Origin of the sequence: Pantoea sp. Tr-811, assembly GCF_011752535.1 — a bacterium.
Classification (GTDB): Bacteria; Pseudomonadota; Gammaproteobacteria; order Pseudomonadales; family Pseudomonadaceae; genus Aquipseudomonas.
Genome location: NZ_VWXJ01000007.1, coordinates 158,502 through 170,919, shown reverse-complemented (window position 1 = coordinate 170,919; position 12,418 = coordinate 158,502). Strand labels below are relative to the sequence as shown.

The window sequence follows — 12,418 nt, the reverse complement described above, 5'->3', positions numbered from 1 at the left end:
CGTGGCAATCGGACTGTTGATTGAGGGGTGGTGTCGAGTGTGGCCATGTGCCACTATTTGGCCGCTCTATTAGGCCAGCTGTACGACGTAACGATAACCATGACTTGATTCAAGGTAGGGAAGCTATGAAGCTGATCGTTGACGGAGTGACCGCCGCAACCGACCTGGATGTGGCGGAAAAGACCTTTGCCCAATTACGCAAGGAAATCAGTTCGCTAGGCCCGCTCAAGGAAAAGACCTGGCAGTTCGTGATCGATGGCGAAGCGATGAACGAAAGCGTCGAGCCAGACATCGAGGTTGACGCGGCGGTGGACGACGGCAAGTTGCATGTGGCGCTCAAACCCCAGGCGCAGAGCGCTACCAAGCCCGCCCAGGCGGACAAGGACAAGGTCGAGCCCAAGCCTGTCACCAAGGCCGATGCCAAGCCTGACGGCAAACCCACCGCCAAGCCCGAGGCGGGCACCGGCAAGAAACAGGACGACATCGCCAAGAACCTGGAAAAGCTGTTCAAGGCGTTGGAGCTCGACCCTCGCCAGGACCTCAAAGGGGTTGTATCGAAGCTGGGCAATACCGGCCTGGTGCTGCCGGATGTCACCAGCAAGCCCACCACCGACAAGCAGACGCTGAAGATCCTGCAACTGGTCGATCAGACCCTGCTCAGCGGCAAGCTGCCCATGGCGGTGACGCTGGACGGCGGCAACATCGGTGCGCGAGAGGACATGGTCAAGTTCCCCGACGCCTTCAGCCGCCTCGATGAAAGCTCGCGGCAGTGGATCTGCAATTATTTCCTGCAGAGCCAGTTGGTAACTACCGTCAGTACGGCGCAAACGTCGATTCGTGCCCTTGAGGATGAGTCCCTGTCCTCGGTACACCATTCCAATGCCATGCACCTGGTGTTCGGCTCCTCCGGCAAGGCCGAGCTGGAAGTCGCCGATGTAGAGGCGGCGGGCAAGGCCGAGTACACCCGCAGTTCCCAGCAAGGGGCCAGCCAGCAGTCGCGTGCCCTGCATATCTCGATGGTTCGTGAAGTACCCGCTGCCTGGATCAAGATCCCGCGTGAGCTGATCCAGATTCCCCAAGACGTGCAGCTGGAATTCGGCAATGCCCTCAGGGCGTTCGAGCGTGAAATCGTCGGCATGGGTGATGTAGAACGTGAGCAGCGCCGGGTCGAGTTGTTGCGCCATTTGCAAGGCAAAGGCTTGCTGATACCCCAGCGTTACCTGATCGGCGGCCGGTTGAGCTCCTACGAGCAGACCATCAGCAGCAAGTCCATCAGCGTGGAAGAGGCCGAGGCAGCCGTACGCTTTGGCAATGTCCAGTCGGTTTCGCTGAAGGGGGTAGCATCGGGCAGCAGTGAAGTGGGCGTGGCGGACACCTCCACCACCTTCACCAGCAACGACAGCGCGCGCAAGGATGTGGTGAAGCGCTGGACCGTGCTGGGCGGCGATGCAGCCCTTGCGGCCCAGCCGCAGGAATGGTTGCGTTCGGTGATGGCCGATTATTCCTCACTGGCGGTGATCGGCTGGGATGTGCTGGTGCCGATCTGGGACTTCTTCGCCCCTGACCTGCGCGAGCGTTTTGCCCAGCACCTGCCGATCGACTACCTGACCCGGTTTTTCCGCGACTCGGTCAAAGATGGCAAGGCGCGCAACCAGCGTATCCACAGCCTGCTGTCGGAATCCCGCGCACTGGCTGCCCAGGATTTTCGTGAAAAGGACTTTCCGCCTTCGAGGGTTTCCTTGCCCTTTGGCCTCAGTGCCGAAGAGCTTCCAGGGTCCGTTGCGCTGGAGAGCAAGCATGTGGCCAAGGACTACGCGTTGGTCGGTGTGCGTTCCGATACCCCGGAAATCAAGGCCGCGACCAACCATGTGCTGACCTATTTCGCCATGAGTACCAGCTATGACCCGCCAGGGAAGTGGAAGGTGATTGGCGGTGGCTTGTTGACTGGCAGCGTGGAAGTGGAAGTGGAAGCGGCGGCCTTGCGTGGATACTCCTGGACCATCAAGGCGTGCCAGATCAAAGCGAGCGAACTGGACAGGCCTGTCAACCTGCTGGCTGACTACCTGTGCCTGAAGGCGATGTCCAACACCACCAGCTGATACACACCGGGCGGCCCTGCTGGCAGGGCCGCCTTCGCTGGCGTCAGCGTTTGCCGAGGATTTTCCCGAGCAGTTCCGGGCGTGGCGCCCCTTGCTGGCTTTGCAGGTTGCCTTGCTCATCCTGGTAGAAAATCGCCGGCGTTGCCTGCAGCCCCATCTCTTCCATCAACGCCATGTTGCTGGCCAACTTCTGCTGCACCGCCTCCGGCACCTTCTCCAGCGGCTTCAGGCTGCTCGCCTTGCCGGCCTTCTCGTGCTCATGCAACGCCTTGGCCGGGTCCTTGGCCGCCAGCAGTGCGGCCGACTTGCCCGGGCTGTCTTCGCGGATGATACCCACCATGATATGGCGCAGCTGCACCTTGCCCGATTCCACCCACGGCCGCGCCTGTTCCCAGAACATGTTGCAATACGGGCAGTTCGGGTCGCTGAACAGGTAGACCTTGCGCGGCGCGTCGGCCTTGCCGTCGGCGATCCAGGCGGTTTTCTCCATCTTCGCCCAGATTTCCTTGCTCATCGGCGCGTACACCAGTTTTTCCAGCGGCTCGGCGCTGAGGTCCTTGCCCTGCTCGTCGAACAGGCTGCCCACCAGCACGTGCTTGCCGTCTGGGGTCAGGTACAGGGCCAGGCCGCTGTTCTGGTACTCGGCGGCGTAACCGCGCAGGCCGTTGGGCGCATCGAAGCTGCCCTTGATCACGGCGCCCTTGGCCTGCAGTTGTTGAATGGCCTTGGGCAGGTCTTCAGCCTGCACCAGCGGCGCGGCCAGCAGGGCCAGGGACAGGGGGAGCAGGGCAGTCATTCGCATGTTCAGTTTCCTTGTGCGGCAGGGGCGGGCGCGCTGGCCCGGTCGAAAGGTTCCAGGGCGTGGCGCAGGCTGGCCCGCGACAGTTCGCCCAGGTGGCTGCCGACCAGTCGGCCGTCGGCGTTGTAGAACAGTGTGGTGGGCAGCGCCATCGAGCCGACCCGCTGGGCCAGGGTGCCGGTGCCGTCGAACAGCACATGGGTCAGGCTAAGGCCGGTGGTGGCAAGAAAGGTGCTGACGTTTTCCGGCGTTTCGCCCTGGTTGACGAACAGGAACGTCACATGGGGGTACTCACCCTGGGCCTGTTGCAGCACCGGCATCTCCCGGCGGCAGGGCGGGCACCAGGTGGCCCAGAGGTTGATGACCAGTGGCTTGCCGCGGTAACTGTGCAGCTCGACCGACTGGCCCGTGGCATTGCGCAAACTTACTTCCGGCAGCGCGGTGCCTTTGCTGTACAGGTGGCTGCCCATGCTTGCCAGGCCCCAGAACAGCGCGCCGCTGAACACTGCCCAGCCCAGTGGCCGGCGCAGGCCGGGCTGGCGCCAGCCTTGCCAGAGCGTGGCAAGCACGATGCCGACCAGGCCGGACCAGAGCAGGAAGCCTCCGTCACGGATGTCGATGACCTGCAGCAGGTCATCGCGGTACATCGGCCAGTAGGCCAGCACGAAGCCGATGCGTGCGCACAGCAGGCCGACCAGGAACAGGTTGAACAGCGCCGACTCCGGGCTTTGGCCACCGCGCCGGGCAACCCACCAGCCGACCAGGCAGGCGATGCCCAGGGCCGTGAGCATCAGCAGGTGGTTCAGGGCCATGGTCAGCGGCCCGAGGGTGATGGTCAGCATCAGCCTTGGCTCCGGGTTTGGGTCCAGTGTTGCAGGAACGCGGCAGCGTCCACTTCGCCGGTGATGCGCCGTGCGCGGCGTTCATCGCCCTCCGGGCCGAGCCAGAGGATACTGGGCGGGCCGGGAACCTGGTAACGCTGCAGCAGGGCGCGGCTGGCGGGTGAGTCGGCGGTGACGTCCAGGCGCAGCAGGTGCACGCCGGCCAGGCTTGCCTGCACGTCGGGGCGCGTGAACACCTGTTTTTCCATGACCTTGCACGACACGCACCAGTCGGCGTAGTAATCGACCATCACCCATTGGCCACGGGCCTTGGCGGCATCCAGTTCGCGCTGCAGGGCCTCGGGGCTGCTGACGGTAACGAAGTGTTCATCGGCTGGTTGGGCAGCGACTGCCCCGGCGCCGCCGGTGAACGGGCGCAGCGGCTGCCACAGGTTATCGCCACCGGCGGCGGCGCCCACCAGCAGCAGGCCGCCCCACAGTGCGCCGAGCAGCGGCGCCGCACGCAGGGCCGGCAGGCGCTGCAGGGCAGGCCAGGCGGCCCAGCCCAGGGCGATCAGCCAGGCACCGCTCAGGGCCAGCAGCAGCGGTGCGGCGAGCAGGCTGCGCACGGTGTACAGGGCCATGGCCAGGAACACGAAACCGAACACGCCCTTGACCCGGTTCATCCACGCGCCGGGGCGTGGCAGGTAGCGGTTGCCCAGGGTCACCAGCAACAGCAGCGGCACGCCCATGCCCAGGCCCAGGCTGAACAGCACCAGCGCACCTTGCAGCACGTCGCCACTCTGCGCGATGTACAGCAGTGCGCCGGCCAGCGGCGCGGTCATGCACGGGCCGAGCAACAGGCCCGACAGCGCCCCGAGCAGCGCGGCGCCATACAGGTTGCCACCCTGGGTACCCTGGCCTGCGCGGTCTAGACGGTCACGCAGGGCGGCGGGCAGTTGCAGCTCGAAGGCACCGAACATCGGCAAGGCCAGCAAAATGAACAGGCCCGCCAGGCTGCCCAGCAGCCAAGGTTGTTGCAGCCATGCTTGCAGGCTGGCGCCCAGCAGGGCAGCGACCACGCCCAGGGCGGCATACACCAGCGCCATGCTCAGCACGTAGGTGCCGGCCAGCACCCAGCCGCGGCGGGCGCTGGCGCCGTTGCCCAGCACCAGCCCGGCGAGAATCGGCAGCATGGGCAGGGTGCAGGGGGTGAAGGCCAGCAACAGGCCCAGGCCAAAGAAGGCCAGCAGGCTCCAGGCCAGGTTACCGCTCTGCAGGCCGCTGGCCAGGGCCTGGTCGCTGGCTTGGGCGCCGGTTTGTTCACTGGCGGGCGCGGCGGCCGGGGTGGCGCTGCCGCCCAGTTCGATGACGGTGGTTTGCGGCGGGTAGCACAACCCGGCATCGGCGCAGCCTTGCCAGCCCAGGCGCAGCTGGCCCTGGGCATTGGCCGGAACCTGCAGTTCAAGCTGTTCGCGGTACACCGTGCTGTCGCCGAAGAATTCGTCATGGTGGTTCAGGCCGGGGGGCAGCGGTGGCTGCTGGTCGGCGGCCAGGCCGTCGAACTTCAGGCGCTTCTGGTACAGGTAGTAGCCCGGCTTGATCTGGAAATACAGGCGCATCTGGCCGTCGGCCTGGCGGTCGTGGGTCAGCACGAAGGCCTGGTTTACCGGCAGGAAATCGGGCTTGGCGTCGAACGGGTTGGCGTGCAGGGGGCCAGCCAGCAGGAACATCAGCAAGATCAGAAATGCGCGCATGTCTTCGCCTTGGCAGTACAGAAAGTGGGGTCATGCTGGCTGGGGTGGATTAACCCAAGGTTAACCCTGGATGGTTGCCGTGGCACGTGTAGCGCCTGTGAGATCGCGCGCCGCCTGCGCCGGCGCATCGCAGGCAAGCCTGCTCCTACATTGGCGCGTACCCCTGTAGCAGGAATAATTGGCCCGAAACAGATGTAGGAGCAGGCTTGCCTGCGATGCGCCGCGCGGGCGGCGCTCGATCCCACAACCGACAGAAATGCAATGCCGTACACATCCCCTTCCAACACAAATCCCCCTCGTCACACCGCGACATACTGTCGACTTGACTTTGCTTCTAACCACATCCTTGTTGTAAAGTTGACGTAGAAGTCAGTTTTTTCTGACTCGCGCGACAAGGTTCTAACCCTTCCGAGTCCCCCGCACAAGAATCAAAAAAAACATGGGCAGCCCCCTTGCTGCCCAGAGGATCGAGCATGTCCAACCGTGATATTTCCCGGCGCGCCTTCCTGCAAGGCGGCCTGATCGCTGGTGTCGGCGTGACCATGGCGCCGCTTGGCAGCCAGGCATTCGCTGCGCTGATGGAGGAGCGCGTCACCACCTCGCCACAGAAGTGGATGAACCATGACGGCAAGGCGCGCTTTCGCAACGATGCCCTGTCGAAAGTCTGTGGCAGCAAGGTCTTCGCCCGCGATATCCGCGCCAAGGACATGCCCGGCTGGCCTGCGCAGCAGGGCCATGCACTGCTGCTCAAGGCAACCAAGGCCGACCGGATCTATGCCGGCCATGACCTGAGCCTGCTCGGTGCCGACCTGCAGCCAGACCGCGTGGTCACTGCCGCCGACCTGGAGCAGGACGGCATCGTCTGGCCCGAGGCCCATTCGCCCGACCCCCTGCTGCCACCGGGCCAGGTGCCGATGTTCATCGGCCACCCCGTGGCGATTCTGATCTGGCACGACTTCGAGCGCTTCCGCCAGGCCAAGCGCAAGCTGCAGTTCAACGACCAGGCGATCCGCTATGGCGCCCAGGCGCCGCTGTACCAGCGTGACCCCTATGGCAGCTTCCGCTTCGTGCGCGTGGGCGGCGCCACGCCGTTCGACGACGATGAATTCTCCAGCCTGAAGAATTCCATGCTGTTCCCGACCATCCTCAACCGCAAGCCGGTGTGGTCCAAGGCGCCCAACCAGCACGGCGACCTGACCGAGCAGGGCCTGTTCTACGCCAAGCGCATGGCCGAGCAACTGGACAACCCACCCGAGCATTGGCTGCTGTTCGATGAGCGCTACAAGACACCCTCGATCGAACCGGCGGCCCTGGAGCCGGACAACGGCAACGGCTGGTACGACCCGGCCAGCGGCACCCTGCACTTCGTGGTGGCCACCCAGTGCCCGTTCGAAGTGGCGCAGGAATGCGTGCACATGATCAAGCCGTCGCGCTTCGCCCTGAACAACCTGACCCTGCACCCAGGCTACACCGTGGGCTACGGCTCGAAGGACAACAACATCTTCGTGTTCTACGCCGCGGTGGCCGCGCTGTATGGCGCCGGTGTGCCGATTCGCCTGGCCAACGACCGCTACGAGCAGTTCCAGAGCGGCATCAAGCGCCATGCCTTTGACATCCGCTACCAGCTGGCAGTGGACAAGCACGACAACAGCTTCAAGATCTTCCGCGCCGACCTAAGTTGCGACGGCGGCGGGCGCATCAACTACAGCCCGTCGGTGGCGGCGGTGGGCGCCACGGCGGCGCAGTCCATCTACTACATGCCGCAGAACGACCTGTCGGTGACCGCTTACTTTTCCCGAGGCGTGGAGGCGGGCTCCATGCGCGGCTACGGCACCCTGCAGACCATGGCCGCCACCGAAATGATGGTCGATGAGATCGCCGGCCGCCTGGGTGTGGATGCCATCGACCTGCGCCGCGCCAATGCGCTGAAGTCGGGCATGAAGAACACCCAGGGCGCGGTGCCTGCCGGTGCCCTGCGCTTGTACGAAATCCTCGACAAGGCCGCCGCGCACGAGCGCTGGCGCAACCGTGATGCCTATAAACAGCAAGCGGATGCCAAGGACAAGGACCACTGGTATGGCGTTGGCTTTGCCATCTGCCAGAAAGACTTCGGCACAGGCTCCGAAGCGCCGATGGCCAGCATCGAGTTCAGCCGGGACGGGCGCATCAGCCTGCGCCATATCGGCACTGAACTGGGCACTGGCATGTCCACCTCCCAGGCCCTGGTGGTCAGCGACTTCCTTGGCCGTTCGGCGGACGAGGTGAAGACAGCGGTTACCGAATGGCCGGAGCTGCAATTGACCACCAGCGGCAACCCCTACCTGATCAGCCAGGCCGAGCAGGACGCGGCACTGCGCGACCCGCGCTGGGTCGGCAAGCTGGCCTCGCCATCGTCGGCGACCAACTCGGCGTTCTACTTCAGCCACGCCACCCGCGAGGCGGCGCGGGCACTGTTCAACCATGGCCTGTGGCCGGCGGCCATGGCCATCTGGAGCCAAGGGCCCCATGGCGGCCAGGCCAACCCGCTGGTGGTGCGCCGGGAGAACGCGGTGTGGGTCAATGGCGAGCTGACCGGCAACGGCCTGGCGCCGATCCCCTTCGCCCAGCTGGCGCAGAAGGCCCACGACATGGGCCTGGTCACCGGGGTGAGCGTGCACGGCTTCAACCGCTGGAGCTGGGCCGAGGCCGATTTCGTCATCGACGGCGTGCGCGAGCGTTTCCCGCTCGACGCCGTGGCGGTGAAATACGGCGATGGCGCGGTGAATGCCAAGAAGGCGCAGATGAGCAGCCACGGCTACCACCTGCTCGACCGGCAGAACGCGGCCTACCCCGACACCCAGCTGAACAACGCGATGGTCACCTACTACAGCCCGGTGGCGACCCTCGTCGAGGTCAAGGTCAACAAGGGCACCCATGAAGTGCAGGTGCTCAACCACCACAGTTGGGTCGAGTGTGGCCGGGTGCTGGTGCCGGAACTGGTCAAGGGCCAGCTTGAAGGCGGCATCGCCATGGGCATCGGCCACGCGCTGACCGAAGAAATGCCGCTGTACGAAGGCGGGCCCGGGGAGGGCGACTGGAACTTCAACCGCTACCGCCTGCCGCATGCGCGGGACGTGGCGGTGTGGACGCAGACCAGCGAGATCCTGCCACCGCTGTCACCGACCGACCCGTCCAAGGGCATCGCCGAGGTGGTGATGATTCCAATTGTCGGTGCCATCGGCAACGCCGTCGCCCATGCCATCGGCAAGCGCGTGCGCGATCTTCCCATCACCCCAGCCCGTATCAAGGAGGCCCTCAATGGCTAACCGCCCACTGCAACTGACCCTCAATGGTCAACCGGTCGGCCCGGTCGAGATCCCCGACGACCTGGCGATGATCGACTACCTGCACGAACACCAGAACCTGACCGGCTCGCGCCTGGGCTGCGGCCAGGGCATCTGCCACGCCTGCGTGGTGATCGTCGACAACCCCGACGGCACCAGCGAGGAAGTGCGCACGTGCATCACCGGCGCGCTGTACTTCGATGGCAAGCGGGTGCGCACCATCGAAGGCCACGCCAAGGCAGACGATGCCGGTAACCTGGCCCTGAACCCGATCCAGCAGAAGTTCGTCGACCTGTTCGCCTTCCAGTGCAGCTACTGCGCACCGGGCTTCGTCAATGCCGCCACCGTGCTGGTGGAAACCGCCCAGCGCCAGCCGTTGAAGCACAGCGAGGTAGAGGACCGCATCGAGGCGAGCCTGGGCCACCACATCTGCCGTTGCACCGGGTATGTGCGTTACTACGACGCCACGCGCAAGGTGCTCGACGACCTCGGCCTGGTCAAGGAGGGTTGAGCATGGGCTTCGTTCGTAGCGCCTTGGCGCTGGCCTTGGGCCTTGCCGTCGGCGGTTTGGCCCACGCGGCCGATGAGGCACAGGTCAAGCGCGGTGAGTACCTGGCCCGCGCCGCCGACTGCATGGCCTGCCACACCGCCGAGGGCGGCGCGCCGTTCGCCGGCGGCCTGCCGATCCATTCGCCGTTCGGCACCATCTATGGCAGCAACATTACCCCGGACAAGCAATACGGCATCGGCAACTACAGCAGCGATGAGTTCTTCGCCGCGGTCACCGAGGGCAAGCGCAAGGACGGCGCCAACCTCTACCCGGCCATGCCCTACACCTCGTACCACCTGATCACCCGCGAGGACTCGGATGCGATTCTCGCCTACCTGATGACCGTGCCGCCGATCAACCGCCCGGCGCCGCAAACCGCACTGAGCTTCCCATTCAACGTGCGCCTGGGGCTGACCGGCTGGAACCTGCTCTACGGCAAGCGCGTGCAGTTGCAGCCCACCGAGGGCAAGAGCCCGGCCTGGCAGCGCGGCCAGTACCTGGTGGAAGTGATGGGCCACTGCGGCGAGTGCCACACCCCGCGCAACCCCATTGGCGCGCTGCAGCAAGACCTGCGCCTGAGCGGCGGCCTGCTGGGCGGTTACCTGGCGCCGAGCCTGCTGGCCCAGGACCTGGCCGAGCGCGGCTGGACCCAACCGGACCTGACCACCTTCCTCAAGCACGGCATCAGTGCCCAGGGCAGCATGTTCAACGAGATGTACCCGGTGGTGCACCACAGCACCCAGCACCTGCAGGATACAGACCTTTCGGCCATGGCCACCTATTTGCTGGGCGACCAACCGCCGCCGGCGAAGGCGCTTGCGCAAGTTACGCTTGAGCAGATGAGCGACAGCGCCAAACGCGGCCACCAGCAGTACCTCAACGTCTGCGCCGGTTGCCATGGTGTGGACGGCGAGGGCAAGCCGCATATCGCCGTGGCCATGCGTGGCAATACCGTGCTGCGCCAGGGTGACTCGCGCAACCTGGTCAAGGCCATTCGCGATGGCATTCGCGAGCAGCAGTTCACCGGTTTTGAGCGCATGCAGCCGATGCCGGGCTTTGCCGACAAGCTCGACGACCAGCAAGTGACGGACATGGTCAACTACCTGCGCCAGGCCTGGGGTGGATTGCCCGGCGACCTGACCGTACAGCAGCTCGCCGAGCTGAAGGCGGAGTAAGCCGTGCAGCATCTCGATCTCCAGGTGATTCGCCAGGCCCTGCAGTGGTCGTGCACTGGGCAGCGGGTGTGGTTGTGCACGGTGCTTGCCACCTACGGCTCGGCGCCCCGTGCGCCGGGCGCGATGCTGGCGGTGAACGCCAGCGGCCAGTGGTTGGGGTCGTTGTCCGGTGGCTGCGTGGAGGACGACTTTCTCGAGCGTGTGGCCCGCGGCGAGTTCGCCGAGCCGGTGGCCATCGTGCGCTACGGCGATGGCACGGATCCGCGCTCCAGCATCCGCCTGCCCTGTGGCGGCGTGCTGGAGGTGCTGGTGGAGAACCTGGCGGCCGGGTGCGAGGTGCAGGCGCACCTGCGCGAGCTGGAAGGCGCCCTGCGTGGCCAGCGCCGGCTGCTGCGCGAGGTGCGCCTGCCCCAGGGCACCTGGCTGCTGGCTGACGACCCGGTACAAGGCCCGCGCGTCGAGCGTGAGGGCAACCGCGTGCGCTTGCGCATCGGTGCCGCCCAGCGCTTGCTGCTGGCCGGCTATTCCAGCGTGGCGCATTTTTGCGCCGAGTTCGGCAAGGGCATGGGCTTTGAAGTCATCCTCTGCGACCCGCGTGAAGAGGTGCTTGAAGGCGTGGTGCTGGACGGCATCGAGGTGCGCCGTGAGCTGCCCTCGGAATTCATCGCCAATGGCGGTTGCCATGCCGACACGGCGGTGGTTGCATTGACCCACGACCCGAAAATCGATGACCTGGCCATGCTGGAAGCGGTGCGCACCGATGCGTTCTACATAGGGGTGATGGGCTCCAAGGCCACCTCCGACAAACGCCGTGAGCGCTTGCAGCGCATTGGCGGCCTGGGCTACGACGCGCTGGCGCGCATTCATGCCCCGATTGGCTTGAACCTGGGGAGCAAGACCCCGGCCGAGATCGCCCTGGCGGTGCTGGCCGATATCCTGCGCCTGCGCAACGGCATCGGGCGGTCGGCGCTGTGAGCGTGGTCGCGCTGGTGCTGGCGGCCGGGCGTGGGGTGCGCTTCGGTGCCGACAAGCGCCGGGCGATCTTGGCCGATGGCCGCAGCTTGCTGGCGCACAGCGTGGCGCGGGCGCAGGCGGTGTTCGCGGATGTGCGGGTGGTGCTGCGTGAAGGGGAGCGCGGCGAGGATTTTGGCCTGCCGGGTGATTGCCGGGTCATCGTCAGCCCGGATGCCGCGTTGGGCATGGGCCACAGCCTGGCAGCCGGGGCCGGTTCACTGCTCGACAGCCAGGCGCAGGCCGTGGCGATCATGCTGGGCGACATGCCGTGGATCGAGCTGGCGACCTTGCAGCGCCTGGCCGAGGCTGCCTCGCCGGCGACCATCGTTTTGCCGCGGCATGCGGGACAGCAAGGGCATCCGGTGATGTTCGGGCGAGATTTCTGGCCGGCGTTGGTGGCGTTGCGCGGGGATGCAGGGGCGCGATCGGTGGTGCAGGCGCACCGGGATTGCTGTGTGGTCGTCGAGGTTGGAGATTCGGGCGTGGTGCGGGACGTGGATACGCCGCAAGGGTTGGGGTAGGGCCGGGTGCTTGCCTCGGCATTTTCAGCGCCTGCGAAACCGAGCGCCGCCCGCGCGGCGCTTCGCGAGCTGCGCTCGCTCCTACGTCTGTTTCGGGCCAGTAACGCCTGTGAAAGGCGCGCGCGACCGCCTTGTTTGTAGGGCGCGATATCGTGCCATGCGCCAAGGCATTCGCGCACAAATGCCCCAGGATTCACTGGCCCGAAACGAACGTAGGAGCGAGCGCAGCTCGCGAAGCGCCGCGCGGGCGGCGCTCGATCTCTCAGGCGCTAAAAATGCCAAGGCAAGCCCCGGCCCCCCATCAAAAAGGTCCATAATCCCCCCTTAATCCACCCAAGGTGCAATACCCTCCACACCAT

General features: G+C 65.6%; 9 protein-coding genes. 6 read left to right on the top strand and 3 right to left on the bottom strand.

Annotated elements, in window-relative coordinates; translation table 11 throughout:
- The first annotated feature begins 125 nt into the window (after positions 1-125).
- On the top strand, positions 126-2,099 hold the full coding sequence (locus F3J44_RS12975; RefSeq protein ID WP_167272952.1) for a hypothetical protein: 1,974 nt from the start codon (positions 126-128) through the stop codon (positions 2,097-2,099).
- 43 nt (positions 2,100-2,142) lie between these two features.
- On the opposite strand, the gene dsbG is transcribed toward F3J44_RS12975, so the two are convergent.
- The 3 genes from dsbG to dsbD are packed head-to-tail and all read right to left on the bottom strand — an operon-like array spanning position 2,143 to position 5,476.
- A complete protein-coding gene (dsbG, locus tag F3J44_RS12970) occupies positions 2,143-2,901 on the bottom strand; it encodes a thiol:disulfide interchange protein DsbG (RefSeq protein WP_167272949.1) in 759 nt (252 codons plus the stop codon).
- 2 nt (positions 2,902-2,903) lie between these two features.
- A complete protein-coding gene (locus F3J44_RS12965) occupies positions 2,904-3,740 on the bottom strand; it encodes a TlpA family protein disulfide reductase (RefSeq protein ID WP_167272945.1) in 837 nt (278 codons plus the stop codon).
- On the bottom strand, positions 3,740-5,476 hold the full coding sequence (gene dsbD, locus F3J44_RS12960) for a protein-disulfide reductase DsbD (RefSeq protein ID WP_167272942.1): 1,737 nt from the start codon (positions 5,474-5,476) through the stop codon (positions 3,740-3,742). The genes F3J44_RS12965 and dsbD overlap by 1 nt, the downstream gene beginning before the upstream one ends.
- Before the next feature lie 473 nt (positions 5,477-5,949).
- On the opposite strand from dsbD, the gene F3J44_RS12955 reads away from it, so the two are divergent.
- The 5 genes from F3J44_RS12955 to F3J44_RS12935 are packed head-to-tail and all read left to right on the top strand — an operon-like array spanning position 5,950 to position 12,059.
- Complete coding sequence (locus F3J44_RS12955; RefSeq protein ID WP_167272939.1) at positions 5,950-8,781, top strand: xanthine dehydrogenase family protein molybdopterin-binding subunit; 2,832 nt, start codon at positions 5,950-5,952, stop codon at positions 8,779-8,781.
- Positions 8,774-9,310: a (2Fe-2S)-binding protein gene (locus F3J44_RS12950; protein ID WP_167272936.1), complete on the top strand. Its 537-nt coding sequence runs from the start codon at positions 8,774-8,776 to the stop codon at positions 9,308-9,310. The genes F3J44_RS12955 and F3J44_RS12950 overlap by 8 nt, the downstream gene beginning before the upstream one ends.
- Positions 9,311-9,312: 2 nt before the next feature.
- Entirely contained in the window at positions 9,313-10,524 is a 1,212-nt protein-coding gene (locus F3J44_RS12945) for a cytochrome c (RefSeq protein WP_167272933.1), read from the top strand.
- 3 nt (positions 10,525-10,527) lie between these two features.
- A complete protein-coding gene (locus tag F3J44_RS12940; RefSeq protein ID WP_167272930.1) occupies positions 10,528-11,499 on the top strand; it encodes an XdhC family protein in 972 nt (323 codons plus the stop codon).
- Positions 11,496-12,059 carry a nucleotidyltransferase family protein gene (locus F3J44_RS12935; RefSeq protein ID WP_167272927.1) on the top strand — a complete coding sequence of 188 codons (564 nt, stop codon included), beginning with the start codon at positions 11,496-11,498 and terminating at the stop codon, positions 12,057-12,059. Before F3J44_RS12940 ends, F3J44_RS12935 begins: the two co-directional genes overlap by 4 nt.
- Positions 12,060-12,418 lie beyond the last annotated feature (359 nt).

Coding starts and splice junctions, on each gene's coding strand:
- F3J44_RS12945 (WP_167272933.1), top strand. CDS start 9,313: ATGGGCTTCGTTCGTAGCGCCTTGGCGCTGGCCTTGGGCCTTGCCGTC.
- F3J44_RS12950 (WP_167272936.1), top strand. CDS start 8,774: ATGGCTAACCGCCCACTGCAACTGACCCTCAATGGTCAACCGGTCGGC.
- F3J44_RS12955 (WP_167272939.1), top strand. CDS start 5,950: ATGTCCAACCGTGATATTTCCCGGCGCGCCTTCCTGCAAGGCGGCCTG.
- F3J44_RS12975 (WP_167272952.1), top strand. CDS start 126: ATGAAGCTGATCGTTGACGGAGTGACCGCCGCAACCGACCTGGATGTG.
- F3J44_RS12965 (WP_167272945.1), bottom strand. CDS start 3,740: ATGCTGACCATCACCCTCGGGCCGCTGACCATGGCCCTGAACCACCTG.
- dsbD (WP_167272942.1), bottom strand. CDS start 5,476: ATGCGCGCATTTCTGATCTTGCTGATGTTCCTGCTGGCTGGCCCCCTG.
- dsbG (WP_167272949.1), bottom strand. CDS start 2,901: ATGCGAATGACTGCCCTGCTCCCCCTGTCCCTGGCCCTGCTGGCCGCG.